The 17,012-nt window shown below is 61.6% G+C and carries 16 protein-coding genes; 3 read left to right on the plus strand and 13 right to left on the minus strand.

The window, feature by feature from the left end; all coding sequences use genetic code 11:
• Positions 1–25: 25 nt before the first annotated feature.
• The 3 genes from HB630_RS13240 to mgtE form a co-directional block, all read right to left on the minus strand.
• Positions 26–844: an aldo/keto reductase gene (locus HB630_RS13240; protein ID WP_213772694.1), complete on the minus strand. Its 819-nt coding sequence runs from the start codon at positions 842–844 to the stop codon at positions 26–28.
• 53 nt (positions 845–897) lie between these two features.
• The gene (locus HB630_RS13245) at positions 898–1,236 is read right to left on the minus strand and encodes a helix-turn-helix domain-containing protein (protein WP_213772918.1); all 339 of its coding nucleotides are present in this window, start codon (positions 1,234–1,236) and stop codon (positions 898–900) included.
• A 78-nt stretch (positions 1,237–1,314) separates the two neighbouring features.
• Complete coding sequence (mgtE, locus tag HB630_RS13250; protein WP_213772695.1) at positions 1,315–2,733, minus strand: magnesium transporter; 1,419 nt, start codon at positions 2,731–2,733, stop codon at positions 1,315–1,317.
• Between the two features lie 84 nt (positions 2,734–2,817).
• Here mgtE and HB630_RS13255 point away from each other — a divergent pair, with 84 nt between their 5' ends.
• Together HB630_RS13255 and HB630_RS13260 are read left to right on the plus strand one after the other, a co-directional pair.
• Positions 2,818–3,642, plus strand: a complete 825-nt coding sequence (locus HB630_RS13255; RefSeq protein ID WP_213772696.1) for a polysaccharide deacetylase family protein — start codon at positions 2,818–2,820, stop codon at positions 3,640–3,642.
• A gap of 92 nt (positions 3,643–3,734) precedes the next feature.
• A complete protein-coding gene (locus HB630_RS13260; RefSeq protein WP_249780833.1) occupies positions 3,735–5,153 on the plus strand; it encodes a polysaccharide deacetylase family protein in 1,419 nt (472 codons plus the stop codon).
• A 5-nt stretch (positions 5,154–5,158) separates the two neighbouring features.
• Here the strand turns inward: HB630_RS13260 and HB630_RS13265 are convergent, their stop codons facing one another.
• The 10 genes from HB630_RS13265 to HB630_RS13310 all read right to left on the minus strand — a co-directional run bounded on the left by HB630_RS13265 (position 5,159) and on the right by HB630_RS13310 (position 15,202).
• On the minus strand, positions 5,159–5,533 hold the full coding sequence (locus tag HB630_RS13265; protein ID WP_213772697.1) for a hypothetical protein: 375 nt from the start codon (positions 5,531–5,533) through the stop codon (positions 5,159–5,161).
• Positions 5,534–5,896: 363 nt separating this feature from the next.
• Positions 5,897–7,252 carry an FAD-binding protein gene (locus tag HB630_RS13270; protein ID WP_213772698.1) on the minus strand — a complete coding sequence of 452 codons (1,356 nt, stop codon included), beginning with the start codon at positions 7,250–7,252 and terminating at the stop codon, positions 5,897–5,899.
• Between the two features lie 57 nt (positions 7,253–7,309).
• Positions 7,310–8,851 carry an MFS transporter gene (locus HB630_RS13275; protein WP_249780834.1) on the minus strand — a complete coding sequence of 514 codons (1,542 nt, stop codon included), beginning with the start codon at positions 8,849–8,851 and terminating at the stop codon, positions 7,310–7,312.
• 119 nt (positions 8,852–8,970) lie between these two features.
• Positions 8,971–9,783, minus strand: coding sequence for a carbohydrate ABC transporter permease (locus tag HB630_RS13280; protein WP_213772699.1), 813 nt, complete (start codon positions 9,781–9,783; stop codon positions 8,971–8,973).
• A 15-nt stretch (positions 9,784–9,798) separates the two neighbouring features.
• A complete protein-coding gene (locus tag HB630_RS13285) occupies positions 9,799–10,689 on the minus strand; it encodes a sugar ABC transporter permease (RefSeq protein ID WP_213772700.1) in 891 nt (296 codons plus the stop codon).
• A 48-nt stretch (positions 10,690–10,737) separates the two neighbouring features.
• Positions 10,738–12,024 carry an ABC transporter substrate-binding protein gene (locus HB630_RS13290; protein WP_213772701.1) on the minus strand — a complete coding sequence of 429 codons (1,287 nt, stop codon included), beginning with the start codon at positions 12,022–12,024 and terminating at the stop codon, positions 10,738–10,740.
• Positions 12,021–13,145, minus strand: coding sequence for an ABC transporter ATP-binding protein (locus HB630_RS13295; RefSeq protein ID WP_213772702.1), 1,125 nt, complete (start codon positions 13,143–13,145; stop codon positions 12,021–12,023). The genes HB630_RS13290 and HB630_RS13295 overlap by 4 nt, the downstream gene beginning before the upstream one ends.
• Positions 13,146–13,482: 337 nt before the next feature.
• Positions 13,483–14,169, minus strand: a complete 687-nt coding sequence (locus HB630_RS13300; protein WP_213772703.1) for a hypothetical protein — start codon at positions 14,167–14,169, stop codon at positions 13,483–13,485.
• Positions 14,170–14,209: 40 nt separating this feature from the next.
• Positions 14,210–14,488, minus strand: coding sequence for a hypothetical protein (locus tag HB630_RS13305; RefSeq protein ID WP_213772704.1), 279 nt, complete (start codon positions 14,486–14,488; stop codon positions 14,210–14,212).
• Between the two features lie 486 nt (positions 14,489–14,974).
• On the minus strand, positions 14,975–15,202 hold the full coding sequence (locus tag HB630_RS13310) for a zinc ribbon domain-containing protein (protein ID WP_213772921.1): 228 nt from the start codon (positions 15,200–15,202) through the stop codon (positions 14,975–14,977).
• 778 nt (positions 15,203–15,980) lie between these two features.
• Between HB630_RS13310 and HB630_RS13315 the strand changes: the two genes are divergently transcribed.
• Positions 15,981–16,859: an EfeM/EfeO family lipoprotein gene (locus tag HB630_RS13315; RefSeq protein ID WP_213772705.1), complete on the plus strand. Its 879-nt coding sequence runs from the start codon at positions 15,981–15,983 to the stop codon at positions 16,857–16,859.
• Positions 16,860–17,012: the final 153 nt, after the last annotated feature.

A 17,012-nucleotide genomic window follows, 5' to 3' on the forward strand; every position in this document is an offset into this window, starting at 1 on the left:
TCGTCCCAGCCGCGGCGAGCATATCTCAATCCCATTTCGGCGCGAAACCGAAATCGGTGAGCCGTCCCTTTGGCGTCCCCATCGCAGATATCCGCCGCATCTCCGCCTCCGACAGTTCGAAGTCGAAAATATCGATGTTTTCCGACAGCCGCTCGATCCGCGAGGTCCGCGGTATCGCGGCAACATTCTGTTGCACCAGCCAGCGCAGGCAGACCTGGGCTGCGGTCTTGCCGTGGCCCTGCCCGATCCGGGCCAGCATCTGGTCGTTCTTGATCCGGCCCTTGGCGACCGGGCTATAGGCAACGACGGCGAGGCCGTTTCGGGCACAGGCATCCCGTACCTTGGCCTGATCGAGATAGGGATGGAATTCGACCTGATCGCATACCAGCGGCTCCGGACAGGCCGCGACCGCCTCTTCGATCAGAGCCACGGTGAAATTCGAGACGCCGATGTGCCGCGTCAAACCGAGTTTCTTGACATGGGCGAGCCCGCCCAGGGTCTCCTGCAGCGGCACCCGCGGATTGGGCCAGTGCAGCAGCAGCAGATCGACTTCGGAAAGATGCAGCTTGCTCAGGCTTTCCTTGGTGGAGCGTTCGAGATCGATCGGCGCGAAATGGGTGGTCCAGACCTTGGTGGTCACGAACACCTCGTCGCGCTTCACCCCGGACGCGCGCAGCCCCTCGCCGACCTCGCGTTCGTTCTCATAGATCTGCGCGGTGTCGATATGGCGATAGCCGAGCCGCAACGCCTGCTCGACCAGGCGCGCGCAGATTCGCCCGCGCAACTCCCAGGTGCCCAGTCCGATTGCCGGGATTTTTGCGTCATTGGCCTCGACGAATTGCATGGGCGGATACTCGATCGAGTCCCATTATGATACTTGGAGCCCGCGCTGCCAACTCAGACCGCCGACGGCTCCGTCGCCAGCGCGGCAAAAACGGTATCGGGCGCGTGCGCAATCACGGCCAACAAAGCCCGCGCCGGTCCGCGCGGCATGCGCTTGCCCTGCTCCCAATTGCGAATGGTCTCGACGGGGACGCCGAGCCGCGCGGCAAATTCAAGCTGGGTCAGCCTGGCCCGGCGGCGAAGGTCGCGAACACCGGCCGGCGGCACCGTCTCCCGCGGAGCGGTCGATGTCGGCAGCGGTGCGACGAAAGGCGCCACCGGGGCGAGCGGAAACTCCTGCCCGTCCCGCAATTCGACGATCCGTCCGTCCGCCTTTAACCGCAAGCGTTGCATGTTCCACCCCACGCTTGAGACAGTATCAGCCATGCACATTAAGTTCGGATTAACGATAAGCCGGTCCTTGGAGCCGGCCTAGTTCAGCCCGAACCACAGCGTCGCGATCCCGAGAAACGAGAAGAAACCGACAACATCGGTAATCGTCGTGACGAAGGTGCCTGACGCCACCGCCGGGTCGGCCCGCACCCGTTCCAGCACGATCGGGATCAGGATGCCGCCGAGCGCCCCGGCCACAAGATTGCAGATGATGGCGAGGCCGATGACAATTCCCAGTCCGGGAATCTTGAACCAGGCGACCGCGGCAACGCCGGTGATGAGGGCGAACGCAACGCCGTTGACGAGGCCGACCAGGGCCTCGCGCACCACCACGCGGAATGCATTGTTCGAACCAAGCTCACGGGTCGCCAGCGCGCGCACCGCGACCGTCATGGTCTGGGTCGCGGCATTGCCGCCCTGGCTCGCCACGATCGGCGCCAGCACCGCGAGCGCCACCATCTTTTCGAGCTGACCTTCAAACAGGCCCAGCACCGAAGACGCCAGGAAAGCGGTGGCGAGATTGACCAGAAGCCAGTTGAAACGGCCTTTGGCGGTGGTGAGGACGCTGTCGGACAGTTCTTCGTCGCTGGTCACGCCACCCAGCGCCTTCAGGTCCTCGTCGGCCTCTTCCTCGATCACGTCGACCACGTCGTCGATGGTGATGACGCCGACCAGCCGGTTGGTGGTATCGACGACGGGTGCGGCGACCAGATTATATTTGCCGAACATCCGCGCCACCTCTTCCTGGTCGTCCAGGGCCGAGACGCGGCGGCGGTCTTCGTCAATTAAATCGGCGAGCGGCACCGGCCGGCGCGAACGCAGCAGCGCGTCGAGCGATATGGCGCCCTGCCAGTGCTGCGCCTTATCGACCGCGTAGATTTCATAGAAGCGATGCGGCAGGTCCGGCGTGTTGCGCATGTAGTCGATCGCCTGCCCCACGTTCCAGTCCGGCGGCACGGTGATGAACTCGGACTGCATCCGGCGGCCGGCGGAATTCTCCGGGTAAAGCAGGCTGCGCTCAAGCGTGTCGCGCTCTTCCTGCGGCAGCTTCTCCAGGATCTCTTCCTGATCCTTCTCGTCCAGCGCCTCGAGCAGTTCGACGGCGTCATCGGATTCCAGTTCGCGAACGCCCTCTGCAACCGTCTCCGGTTCGAGCTCCTCGAGGATTTCCTCGCGGACCGCGTCATCGACCTCGTTGAGCGCCGAGAAGTCGAAATCCGCGCCGGTCAGTTCCACGAGGCTGACGCGGTCGTCGGGGGCGAGCGCCGCGACCAGATCGCCGAGATCGGCCTCATGTAATTCGGCCACGATTTCGCGCAGCGGCGCCGTGTCCGCCTCATGAATGGCGCGCGTGATTTCAGCGACGAATTCCGGGCGAATTTCGCCATTTTCGTCGCGCATCGGAAGGTGGCCGAGGATCGCATCGGCGGGTCTGGCGATGTCCATGTCTTCGGCCATGCCGTGCCTCACCGGTTTGACTGGATTACTGAATTCGTCTGAGCTACGGCTTCACGCATTACCCAATGGGCTATACCGAGCGCAATGAAAAACATGCTCTGGCGAAAACGGACTTTCAGGCTCGCGCACGCGCTGGGCGCCGGCCTTGCGGTCGCGGTCTCGATGGCGTTGATCGCAACGGCTCAGGCGGCGGAGTGTTCCAACAAGGACGCGCTCGGCACCTCACGCATTCTCGCCGTCGATGCCGTCACGACGCCGCGGGTCGGCCTCAAAAGCTTTCCGCAGACCCTGCCGCTGGAAGATCACGAGGTGGTGCTGACCTTCGACGATGGCCCCTGGCCCGCCACCACGCCGAAAGTGCTGGCGGCGCTGGCCCATGAATGCGTGCATGCGACGTTCTTTCTGATCGGCAAGCCCGCATCGGAACACCCGGATCTGGTGCGAAGGATCGCGGCCGAAGGTCATACGATCGGAACCCATAGCTGGACGCATCCCAGCCTCGCCCAAATCAAGCCGGACCAAGCCGTCGCGCAAATCGATCACGGCATCTCGGCAGTGGAAAGGGTGCTGCATGGCGTGGCCACCACCAAGCCGAGCACACCGTTTTTTCGCTTTCCAGGCTTCGAGAGCACGCCAGCGACGCTCGACCTGCTGCAGTCGCGCGGTATCGTCGTGTTCGGCGCCGACCTTTGGGCCAGCGACTGGAATCCGATGACCCCCGCGGAAGAGCTGAAGCTGCTCACCGGCCGGCTGGAAGCCGCCGGCAGGGGCATCATCCTGCTGCACGATCCGAAGGCGCATACCGCCGCGATGCTGCCGGCTTTCTTGCGCTACCTCAAGGAAAACCACTACCGCGTGGTCCATCTGGTGCCGGCAGTTCCCCCGACCGGCATCGCCCGCCTGCCCTGACCCCCAAAGCCGCCAATGAAGATCGAACGATTAAGCTTCCGTTCACGGCGCGGCCTGTATGACGATTTCATAAACGAAAGTGACGGTACTTCATGATCCGCAAGGCTCTCGTCGGCCCCCGGATGCGGCAATGGGCCGTTTCAAGCGCGGCGCTGTCGTTGGCGCTGTTTACCTGCATCGCCGCGCAGGCCGTGTCCGCCGCCGATTGCCCCGGCAATCCTGACGCGCTCGGCACCTCGCGGACGATCGTGGTCGATCCCCGGCAGCATCCCCGGATCGGCACCATGCAATATGCCGAAACCCTGCCGCTGCGGGACCATGAGGTGGTGCTGTCATTCGATGATGGCCCGCTGCCGCGCAACAGCAATCAGATTCTGGCCATCCTCGCCGCGCAGTGCATCAAGGCGAATTTTTTTGCCATCGGCCAGATGGCCCGGGTCTATCCGGAAGGCATCCGCAAACTCCGCGACGCCGGCCACACCATCGGCACCCATACCCAAAATCATCCGCTCACCATGAACAGAATGCCGATCGAGCGAGCCAAGGCGGAAATCGACGATGGCATCGCTTCGGTCAAGGCCGCGCTTGGGGATGACGCCGACAAAACGCTCGCGCCGTTCTTCCGGATCCCCGGCCTGGAGCGCGCCACCGCCGTCGAGGATTATCTCGCCTCGCAGGGCATCCAGACCTGGAGCGCCGATTTTCCGGCCGACGACTGGCGGCATATTTCGTCGCAGCGGGTTTACGATCTCGCGATCCAGCGGATCGAGGCCAAGGGAAAGGGGATTCTCCTGCTTCACGACATCCAGGCTCGGACCGTCGCGGCATTGCCGAGAATCCTGGCGACCCTGAAGGCGCGCGGTTATCACATCGTCCATGTGGTGGCGGCGACGCCGGACCGACCGGCCACGCCGACCGAGCCGCAGCAATGGCTGATGCATCCGCCGCTGGAAACCGTGGCGATCTCGCATTGGCCCAAAGTGCCCAATTTCGCTGTTGCCGACGCTGACGCGCTGGCCGCACCCGCGCTGTCCGATTTCACCGGCAAAGGCGGAGAACTGGTGCCGCTGGCCGAACCCTTCGATCGTTCAAGCCACCGCCCGCTGTCCCGGGCTACGCCGTGGCCGGCAGCGCCACTTTTCACCGATAGCGCCGCCGCTACCCTGCCCGTTCCGGCACTGACCGTTTTCGAGATTCCGGAACTGCCGCATCCGACCGCCGAGACGGTCGCCCTGCTGGCGCCCCGTTCGGAACCGACGCCCCTGCCCGAGCCCAAATCGCCGCCCGCGGCCGCAAACGGCGGCAACTCCCGACGCGCCATCCGCGGCAAATCCGGCCGCGGCAAGCGACTGACCGCATCGCAGGAGCTTTCATCCCCGGAGCCTTCAACTCAGGAGCCTTCGTCCCAGGCGCCTTCGTCTCAAAAGCCTCCGCGCGGAACGCCGGCCACGGCGCATGCCCGCCCGGTCCGGCTCAAGCATCTGGTCCAGGCCAAGCGAAGGAACGTGTGACCGACTCAATCCGTCATGATCTTCGAAATACACAGCAACACGACCAGCACGAGAAATAACAGGTCGATATAGACCTTCATCTCGCCGTCGCGCCGCAGAGCGGCGACATCATTGACGAGTTGCTTGCGCGCGCCCGTCGCGGCGGGACCGTCTCCGACCATGGCCGTCAGACGGCGCGACTCGGCCTCAAGACGCTCGATGCGCCGGAAGAAAAAAAACGAATGAAACGACGACACCGCGCGCATCAGCGAATGGATCAGCACCAGGATCGCAAGCGTGGCGCGCTGCGGATATTTATCCATGAAGTTCAGGCTGTAATAGACCACGACCAGAAAAACGAAATTGGACAGGAATCGATAGGCAAAGCCCAGAAATCTCATGCCCCGCTCCGATCGATCATCCGCCAGCCAGTCATTCTATCCCGCTCGATCCAAAGCGATCCGGCGGCAAGATCGATGCACCGGACCTGAATGTAGCGTCCGCCGACCTACGCCAATGCTGTTACAGCAAGACAACGAAGAATTCAGCCCCTGGGCACCCTAATCTAAATCGAATCCGTTTGCCTCAGGGAATCGACAGCGGCGTCGCGACTGGCGATTGCCGCATCCCTTTTTGGACCACAGGCTGGCAGGACGGGCGCAAATCGACAAGGGGCACGCAGCATCGATGCGCTTTGGTCGCTGTATTCCGTTTGGTCAGCGCCTTCCGGCGCCGTCGGTGACCGCCGCCGAAAGGCTGAACGCTCAAAAGTGAGCAGCGGCCCCCTGCCCTGCAATGCGTCCAAAAACGAGCGACCGCATCACCGCCACCGAATTGGGAGCCGTCCCGTAGAAATGCCCCGTCATTTCCCCAGCCGCGAAAAGGCGTTCAATCGGACCGTTTTGTCCGATCACCCGCGCGTCGGCGTCGGTGGCTATCCCGCCGAACGTGTAGACAATCCCGCAGACGACAGGAAAAGCGACAAATGGCGGCTTCTCCAAAGGACGCGCCCAATTCGATTTTCGCGGAAACAAGCCGTCGGCGGTGGCGAGGCCATCAAGACGCCCCGGGTCAAACCCCGAAAGGTCATTCCCGCAAGCTGCATTGTACTTATCAACCGTGTACGCGAATGCCTTCGGATCAACATTCATCGCTTTTGCCAGTTCGGAGAGCGTCGGCGCCTGTATCGGCGGCGCATCGGTCCGGATCGCGTTCCTGGTCCCGGGCAAATCCCACAGCCTGGCGTCTGAAACAATCCAGCCCGAACTGTCCGGGGTGTCAAAATGAACGGCCCGCGAAAAACGCTCCCACGTGTCGTGGACGAGCCCGGCGCCTTCATCAAAAAAGCGATTGCCTTGCGTATCGACAACAATCCCATATGGGTAAATCAGAATGAGCGCTGCCGCGCGATCGCTCCGCGGGTCGACCGGTTCGCTGTGCATTCCCGACCAATCGCCGCTCATGCTTGCGCCGGCTTCGATCGCCATTCTTATGCCGTCGCCGGCGTTGCTGCCTGATCCAGGCGAGATGGGCCGGAGGGTTTCGCCCCGCGGGCCAAAATGCTCGCGTAGCAGCGCCGGACTTCCCTCGAATCCGCCGCTCGCGAGAACGATGCTCCTGGCCTCGAACCGTCGCCCGTCGGCAAGTTCAACACCATGCGCCTCTTGACCAAGATAAAGCCGTACCGCTCTCGCATCATAAAGAATCGACACGCCCAATCTTTTTGCCTGTGATGACAGCGACTGGACGATAGCGGCTCCGCCACCCACCGGATGAATGCGTTTGTGCTCGGCGCTCAAGAGGTAGTCCAGGGATTCGAATTTGACGCCTTGTTTTTCCAGCCATCGCATCGTGTCGGGAGCTTCACGCGTCAATCTGGCAAAATAGGCGGGATCACCCCGGCCGCCTGTCGTCGCCATCATGTCCCGCTCGAAGCCGGCCGGCATTTCATCGACCGACTTCATCCTTGTGTTGGCGGGACTCCATTTCGTGTTGCCGCCACCGTCTTGCTCGGACAGATGCTCCAGAACCAGAATACAGGAATCTTTAGCTATTTCGGCGGCCGCTATGGCCGCAGACAGACCCGCGGCTCCGTGACCGACCACAACCAAATCGTACATTCGACTTTCCTTGTTCGAAGCGATGGCGCGCCTCACCCAATCGGCGCGCCAGCTGATCTAATGCGCAACCGCCTCGCTTGCGGCGGTCGCCTCAACCGCGCGCTTGGAGTCCGAATACACCAGTTGCATTACGATGACAGAAGCGGCCGAGGCCAAGCTGGCGATGGCCACGATGAGGAAGGTATCGGCGAAGGTCATGTGCCGTCGACTCAATTCAGCGACGAGATACGATCCCGCCACACCTCCGAATCTGCCAAACCCGAGCATCCACGCGACCCCTGTGGTGCGCCCTGCCGTCGGGTAGAACGATGCCGCAAGCGCCGGAAGCGACGTCAGGGAGGTCGTCAAAAATGCTCCGCCGATGAAGACCGAAGCCGTCAGCAGGCCAAGATTATCGACGCTATGCCCGATCGCATAGATTCCGATCGCAGCCAGAACAAATCCGGCGGCAATGACCAGTTTGGCATTGACCCTGTCCATGAGCCATCCCGATAGCACGGCACCGCATCCGCCCAATGTGAACAGGCTGGATATGAGGGCTGCGGTGCTGCCGCTGATGCCAGCATCCTTGAACAAGGTCGGCATCCAGTTCACGACGGCATAGAAGACGATCAGCGCGAAAAAATAAGCCAATAGCAGCATCATCGAACCGACGATGTAGCGAGGAGAAAGCACCAGACGAAGACCGCCGCCAGCCGTTTCCGCCCGCGCCTCCGTCATCGTGATCGATGCCGAGGGGGAGAGCGTCGAGGATATACGGCGTAACACCGCACGAATGCGCTCGACCGGAAATCTCCTCGCCACCATATAGCGCGGTGATTCCGGGGCCAGGAACATCAACACAGCCAGGGCAAGCGGCACGACGCCGCCGAGAACGAGAACACTGCGCCAGCCGAACGCGGGAATCATCCATGCGGCCAGGAAGCCGCCGAACGCAGCCCCGACCGGAAAGCCGCAGAACGACGCGTTGGTCAGGGTTGCGCGACGCGACGCCGGACATAACTCGCTCATCAATGTCACAGAGCTTGGCATTGCCGCGCCGAGCCCGAGTCCGCTGACAAACCGCCAAATGACGAGTTGATCCAGACTGCCAGAGAAGGACGACGCGAGCGTCGCGATGCCCATCACTGTTACAGAGGCAATGAGCATGGTCTTGCGGCCAAATCGATCCGCTATCGGCCCGGCGACAAGAGCACCGGCTGCAAGTCCGAATAACGCGGCGCTGAGCACCGGCGCCAGATCCGGTCGCGACACGTTCCATTCGGATATCAGGGACGGAGCGATATAGCCGATCACCGCGGTGTCGAAACCGTCCAGCAGGATCGCCGTGAAGCAAAGCCCGAACAAAAACCACTGCACAGGCGAGATGGGCTGCTCGTCTATGAAATTCTCAACGTCAATGCTGCCGGTGGCCTGCATGATATTCCTCCCCTTGGACTCCGCCCTCTGGTTGAGGGCTCTTTTGTTTTTCTCGGGCCGGCTCGTCTGCGCGGTTCGCTTATCGCCCTCGCAAGGGTCTAAGCGATCACGCTGGTTCAATCCGGCGTATTTTTTCTTATTTGTATCGGTTAAAATGGTGATTGCAAATCCGAATTGCATGATTTGCGAGTCAATTCCGACGTAAAGTATAGTTCAATCGACGCATTGTACTAACTTATAGAATGCATGGCGTTACGCCGGCCAGGAAAACCTGGCCCCCCCCTTCTCCGGATCATGCACTAACGGATGCCGGCGCGCAGGAAGCTCTGGATAAAGGCGCGCTGAAACAACAGGAACGCGATCATCAGCGGCGCCGAGGTCATCAGCGCGGCGGCGCAAATCACCGACCAGTCGATCCCCTGATCGACCGAAGCGAAAACCTGCAAGCCGACCGTCAGCGGCCGGGTCTCGACGGAATTGGTTACGATCAGCGGCCACAGGAAATTATTCCAGTGATAGCTGACCGAGACGAGGCCATAGGCCACGTAGACCGGGCGGGCCAAGGGAAGATAGACGCGCCGGATCGTCTGCAACGTGCTGGCACCTTCCATTCGGGCCGCGTCGTCGAGCTCTTTCGGAATCGACTTGAAACTCTGGCGCAGAAGGAAGATGCCGAAAGCCGAAGCGACATAGGGCAGACCGACTCCGGTCAGCGTATCGATCAACCCGAGCTTCTGCAGCGTCCGGTAATTCTCCATGATGAGCACGTCCGGCGTGACCATTAGCTGCACCAGGATCAGCGCGAAAAGGACTCCGCTGCCGAAGAACTTCCAGCGCGCCAGCCCGAAGGCAGCCAGCGTGCAAATCACGAACTGCGCGGCCATGACGCCGAGCACAAGCAGGGCGGTATTGAGGAAATAGCGGGCGAAGGGTGCCGCGGCCCAGGCGCGCCCGAAGTTCTGCAGGGTGAGCGGTGCGAGAAGATCGAAACGGGTTGCGAATGCGGATGGATGAACCGCGGCCCATATCGCATACAGAAGCGGCAACGCCCAGATCAGCCCGAACAGCCAGGCAATGACGGTCGATGCGAACTCTCCCAGTCGGTTGAGCATCGATGTCCTGTTCCCTCAGCGATAGTGAATCTTGCGATCGAGCAGAAAGAATTGCAGGAACGCGACGATCGCAAGCACCAACAGAAGCACGGTCGACAGAGCGGCTGCGTAGGCACTATCCCAGAAATTGAAGGCGACCTGAAACACGTAATACAGCAGCAATGTCGTTGCGTTGTTCGGGCCGCCGCCGGTCATCGCGATCACCTGATCGACGACGCGAAAGGCGTTGATGAGCGCGTTGATCGCGACGAACAGCGTTGTCGGCATCACCAGCGGCCAGGTAATGCGGCGAAAGACGAGCCAACCGCTGGCGTTTTCCATGCGCGCCGCTTCGTAAAGCACCGGCGACACCTGTTGCAGCGCCGCCAGGAAGAAGACCATGAAAAAGCCGGCCTCCTTCCAGATCGTCAGCGCCATCAGCGCCGGCAACGCGGTTGCGGGGCTGCCGAGCCAATTGACGCTGCTGAAGCCGAGGGCGCGGAGGACCTGATTGAGCAGGCCGTAATCCGGTGTGTAGAAGAACAGCCAGATATTGGCGGCCGCGACCATCGGCAGGATGGTCGGCGTGAAGAACGCAAGCCGCAGCGCGGTGCGGCCCTGGATGCTGCCCTTGACCCAGAGCGCCATCGCCAGCGCCAGGCCGATCGAGACCGGCACCGTGATCAGCGCATAGAGCAGGTTGTTCTTGAGAGCCAGCCGGAAGATCGGATCAGCCATCATGGTGCGGTACTGATCGAGGCCGACAAAGGCAGCCGGCCGACGCCCATGCGGGGTCGAGAAGAAACTATCGATGACGGTTGCGACCGCAGGCACATGCGTGAACGCCGCCAACAGCACGACAGCCGGCAGCGCCAGCAGCCAGCCTTGCACATGGACGTTCAGTTGCGGTCTGCGCCGTTCCGGCATCGCGGGGGACACATCCAGCCGGGTGATAGCCCCCGGCTGGAGCGCCGGCTAGGGCTGATAGCGGGCGAGGATGCGGGTGGCTTCCGCCTGAGCCTCATCGAGCGCGGGCTTGGCTGGCTTCACGCCGGTCAGAACGGCCTGCAAGGCATCGTTGAGCGCCTTGGTGACACGCTGATTGTCGTGCGTCGACAATTCGGCGACCGCCTCCTTGAGCTGGTCGCGCGCCACTGCGGCCGACGCGAACCCGGAGACATATTTCTTCATCGCGTCGGTCTGCCACGCATCCGGCCGCGTCGCAACGTAACCGGTCGCGATGCCCCAATCGGCCGCGCGCTCCGGCGTGGAGAGGAAGCGGGCAAATTCCAGCGCCGCCGCCTGTCTGGCCTTGTCGCCGCTCTTGAAGATATAGATGTTGCCGCCGCCGGTGGGTGAGCCGCCGCGTACTTTCGACGGCAATGCCGCCACGCCGAACGCGAACTTGGCGTTGCTGCGGACATTGGTCAGGTTGCCGGTGGTGGTCCACATCATCGCGGTTTTGCCCTCGAAGAAATCCTTCGGGGTCGTTCCCCAATCGATGACGCCCTTCGGCATCACTTCATGTTTCTGACTGAGGTCGGCGAAGAATTGCAAAGCCTCGACCACCTTGGGATCGTTGTAGGCGACCTTGGTGCCGTCCTGATTGGCGAGAATGGCGCCGTTCTGGGTGGTCAACGCCTGAAACAGCCAATAGGGGAAACCGGAGGACGGGATTTCCAGGCCCCATTGGGTAACCGCGCCGGACGCATCGCGCTTGGTCAGCTTCTTTCCGAACGCGACCATTTCGTCCCAGTTGGCCGGTGGCTTTTCCGGGTCGAGGCCGGCGGCCTTGAAGGCATCCTTGTTCCAGTATTGCACAATCGTCGAACGCTGGAACGGAATGCCCCAGGTATGGCCGTCGGCCTGGCTGTTCTCCATGAACGCCGGGTAAAAGGACTTGATCCAGGCCTGGTCGCTCTCCGACTTGGCGATCGCGTCATAAGGCTCGATTAGTTCATCGTCGATCAGCGTGAACATGTCGGTCGACAGCAACACCGCCACGTCGGGGGCGTTGCCGGCCTTGGCGGCGGTCATCGCCTTGACGATCGAGTCCTGATAGCTGCCGGTATAGACCGGCTTCACGGTGATATCGGGATGGGTCTTGCTGAACTCGGCGACATAATCGTCGACGACTTTCGTGATCGGGCCGCCGACGGCGATCGGATAATAGAAGGTGATGTCGGTCGCGGATGCGTCCGAGGCACCGAGAGCCGTAACTGCCAGCGTCGCGGCGATCGTCAGCCGGGTCAATATGTTCATGCGCGAGTGCTCCCCTGATTTGCAGTTGTGTGCAGACGCGTCGACAGCGGTCCCGCGCCAGTTTCGATGGCAAGGCGCGCCCCGCTCGCGGCATCGAACACATGCCCAGCCGAAGCATCCCAAACGAGACCTACCGTGGCGCCTACCGCCGGAGCACTGCCGCCCCGCGTTCGGGCCATGATCGGTCGCTCCCCGATCATGCAGGTGACAAGGGCTTCGGCGCCGAGATATTCGACCGCCGTGACAGCCACATGAAATCGGCCGGGCCGGTTCGCGATATCCACCGTCACGTCTTCCGGCCGCAGCCCGAGCACGCGGCCACGCCCGGAGCCTAGGAAAAGCGCGGGTCCCGTGGTGCCGGCAACCACCGCGCCAGAGGGACCGTCATCGAGATCGAGCAAGCTCATCGGCGCGGCGCCGACGAAACGGGCGGTGAACAAAGTCGCCGGCCGCTCGTAGAGGTCGGCCGGCGTGCCGTTCTGCTCGATGCGGCCGGCCCGCATCAGGATGACGCGGTCGGCCATGCTCATGGCTTCGGTCTGGTCATGCGTCACGTAGATCATGGTGATACCGAGCCGTTGCTGTAGAGCGCGAATCTCGCGGCGCAACTCCTGCCGCAACTGGGCGTCCAGATTGGACAACGGCTCGTCGAGCAGGCAGACCGGCGCCTCGGCAATCAGCGCCCGGCCAAGCGCGACGCGTTGCTGCTGCCCGCCGGAAAGCTGAGCAGGCTTGCGCCGCAACAACGCTTCCAGCCCGAGCAGCGCCGCGATCTTGTCAAGCCGCCGTGCCATCTCCTGCCTCGGAATGCCACGCACCGACAGACCGAAGGTGATGTTGTCGGCGACATCAAGATGCGGGAACAGCGCATAGGACTGAAACACCATGGCGACGCCGCGCGCGGAACCGGTCAGGCCGCGAACATCGCGGCCTTCGATCTCGATCGAGCCGGCCGCCGGCTCCTCAAGCCCGGCGATCAGGCGCAGCATGGTCGACTTGCCGCATCCGGACGGCCCGAGCAAGACGACGAGATCGCCCTTCCTGACGGCGAACGAGACGTCATCGACTGCGAGCGTTTCACCCCACGTCTTGGTCACCGATCTGACGTCAACGCTGATCATGATTTCGATCCAGTGGCCTGGCAAACGCCGCTGCGCCTCGATAAAAACGCCTTGTGAACGTTATGTGACACCGGTCTGCGTTCGTCCCGGAGAAACGCTCGCCTGCGAGCAAGCCGCGGCTGCACCGTCATTGCGGAAATCCGACCGCGGCATTCTATCCCAAATTCACGGGATAGCACCTTATCCGCTGGGGGCTTGACCAGCCTTCAGAACGACGGCGGTCCATGCCGCGGCCGTCGGGCTTTCCGGCTTTGTTCTGAATGGTGACAATTTGGCGCGGCGCCAAAACCAGATATCACAACGCACGATGCTGCAGGTAAACCTACGTTACGTAAACCTACGTTGCGAGCAGGGCATCAAATTGATCCCCCGCTCCCGTCCAGTCGAACTCGATCGCGGCCTGAGCGAGGCTATCGCTGCCGACGAGCCACGCCGCGTCGCGGCCCTTGCGGTCGAGAGCGAGCGCAAGACCATGATTCATCTCATAAAGGCCCCAGGAAAGCCCAGCGCTCCGCAAGGCCGATTGCAGCGCGCTCTGCATCAATCCCCGCAGCGCCAGATGCGGTTCGGAAAGCGGGACCTCGACGTCCCTGCCCGCTACAGCGCGGGCGCAGGCTTGGCGGTCGAAGGAGGCAAGCCCGCGACAGGCAAGCGGACGAACCGGATGAACGATGCAGACACCACGGACAATGAAGGGACAAGGCTTGCGCAGCGCCAACCTTTCGGTCTCGCTTAATCCACGCGTGGAGCGGTTTACGTGGGCGATACGCCGTCCAAGTCCGATCGCCGCGCCACTTGGCGCGGCATCGATTTGCCGCACGTAATCCGCCAACAGGAAGATTTCCGGCGCGGTAACCGTCACCCGCAAACTACAGCAGGAGGGGCATCCTTTTTGACAGGCTAGCGGCGGCAGATGCTGGGTTTGCAGGCCGATATTCGCCTCGAACAACTCGAATACGTAGTCGATCAGCATTTCGAATGTGTACGGCGATCTCGGGTTCTCCGCCAGAATGCGGACGAACATCGCATGCAAATCCCTGAAGCCGCTTCTGTTCACCTTCGCGTCAGCCCTGCACGCCCTCTAAGATCGTCTCAAAGCTCGCACGCGGAATACGGAAGAAGCCGCGTCCGCCGGCAAGCACTTGATAATGCGCCGACGCTCCATCGAGCAAACGTTTGAACCACTCGTTCTCGCTCAAATTGCCGGGCTTTTCGCCGATCGAAGAAATCTCGGCATTCGGATGGAAGCGGACATGCACGAGCACCTCGTCTACCACCGCGGGATTCTGCCGCTCCACGTCGTCTTCAACGGGCTGAATCCGAGCCAATACTTCCTTCGCCATCTTAAACTTCTCCTGCTCAGGCTGAGTATCTTCTCACAGCCATTACCGACAAACATCGTCGCGTCTCGGCGTATGTCATCGAATATATCGAAGCGCGATGCGTTCATTGATCTGGATCAATGCTGTTTCTATTCAAGGAATTCCCGAGGCATTCGGGGTTCTGATACAATTGAAGCCGATAAGGCTCTCAACACCGCCCCACCAGAGTGGCAGACCATGGCCAGATCGGAAAAGCGAACTTCTGATTGCCGTCTCAAAGGCCGGCTTCAGGCCTCGCTTCGAAGCTAGCGGCTCGGCGGCTTGCCCAAGACTTTATTGATATGGTGACGAAACTGCCGGGCTCTCATAGCCAAGGTCGAGCGTGATGTTCGGCTGGGCCGATCCGAAGCTGCCAGCGCGTTACATCGCGCAGGCGAGCGGGAAAAATTCGGCGTGCATTTCCTTGAACAAGGGGCCCGAGAACAAGGGGCCTGACTGAGCGGCAGTTCAGCGCCGGCGCTCAGAGCGGCTGAAGTTGCTCAGATGCCCTTCGCTGCCGGCTTGGGCGCGGGCCGCCCTGGCAAGATCGCGGCTGGTTCCCGGCGCCGCCACGCGCGACATCAGGCGGTCGAGCTTGTTGCCTCCACAGGTGGGACAGAGCGGCGTGTCGCCGGACTGGACAAGGAGCTCGAAATCCTTGTCGCATTTCGCACAATGGTAGCTGTAGAGCGGCAAGCGCTTGTCTCCCCTGGATTTTACGGCCACCGCGCGAGCCTCTCGCAGCCCGACCGCTGGTGCCGGACCTTGCCCAGCAAAAACCAGACCAGAACGCCGGCGCATTCGGGCCGCTTCGTCCGACCAGCGCCCGCACAAGATGCGCGCAAAGCGCGCCATGAATTTTCTGCCAGACACATCGCCCATGCTGACCGAGACATGGCGCGTCCGCTGGCGCAACAGCCCAGCGTGACTGGAAATATAGATCGCGGATTACTTGGGGCCGCTCATCGATCCGAAATATGACGTCGGATGAGGAAGATAACGTCCGGGCTACTCACATAAGAAAATCAGTTGATCATCCTCATCGCATCGATGATGACGATGATGGCTCCAATGATTCTGGTCATGTCATGATGCGAGGCGCGCAGCCTTCCTGAGACCGGCATTGCTAGCGCTCGATCTGTGACTTCGCGTTTCAGAGCCGGCTATCGGCAACCCAGCGTCAGCCAAGGACTTCCGTCCTCCACAACATCTGCCTAACGGTGGCACCTTGCGGAAGCGAAGCGGGTTGAAACGGCCACTATAGCGTTTTCGAGCGAAGTGGATTCCGGTTCGCGTGAAGAAAAAGCGTCAAAACAACGAGGTGAGCCCCGTTCGGATTCCATCAGAACCGAGCTCTAGTACCGCGCAGACGCCGCGTTGCGCCATTCGACGGGACACAAATTAAAGCTGACATATTACCGTTAGGATCGATGCAGTAGCTTGCTGCAAGTTTAGAAACTTTCGCAACGGTGCCATGAGTGCCGGCAAGCGGCATTCGGGGCAACTAGGTATGTTGATGACGCACCGTCATCGCCGTGATTCGGCTCGATGGGCAATTGCGCTTTCGATCGCATTGGCGGCTACGTTATGCGCAGCACTCGTCGGGCTCGGACCAATCGGCGCCAAGGCCGACACCATCCCCACGGCGACGTTCGACACTGCGATTGAGCTCTATCGTTCGCGGCTTGTCGAGGACATCGACAAAAGCATTGCAAGCGTGAAGAAGCTGCGCGACAACGTTTCGAGCGGTGACGTCGTCGCGGCAAAACAGGCTTGGATCGATGCCCGAGCCGGCTGGGAGCGCTCCGAGGTCTTCACCAGCGGCTTTGCCCCCGAACTCGACCGCGAAATCGATGCCTGGCCAAACGGCGCCACCGGCTTTCACGCGATCGAAACCAAGCTATTTGGCACCGGCCGGACCGACGTTGAGAGCGAGGTCGACGCATTGCTACACAACTTGTCGGACATGGCAGCGACAGCCCGCAACATCACACTGACCTCCCAAGGGTTGTTCGACGGCTTGACCCGGCTGGCTTACGAAGTTGGCGAAAGCAAACTCGATGGTGGTGAGTCGTACCTTAGCGGAACCTCGATTGACGACATGCGCCACAATGTCGACGGCATTGAACTGGCCTACAGCATGATCTTCGCCCCCGCGATTGAAAGTCGCGACTGGGATCACCACGCTCAAGTTCTGCACCTGATCACCGAGCTGAAAACCATGCTGGCCGAGCGTGACCTTCGGAAAATAGACCAGGAAAGGCTGCGCGCACTTAGCGAGGAGCTCGTTCTCACGTTGCAAATGACAGCTCCCGCGATCGCTCTGGCTCGGCCGACGCTCGAACTTCAATAGGCCGGTCTTGCTCGGCGGTGAGCTACAGCATGATCCAGACCGGGAGGGCCGCGCTAGCGCGGAGATCATGCTCAAACAAAAACAGAGATGGATGACGATACGAAGAAAAGTCACCCGGCTCCAGAGGCGCCACGCCGTCGCGCGGCACCTCCG

This window comes from Bradyrhizobium sp. dw_78, assembly GCF_018449525.1.
Lineage (GTDB): Bacteria > Pseudomonadota > Alphaproteobacteria > Rhizobiales > Xanthobacteraceae > Bradyrhizobium.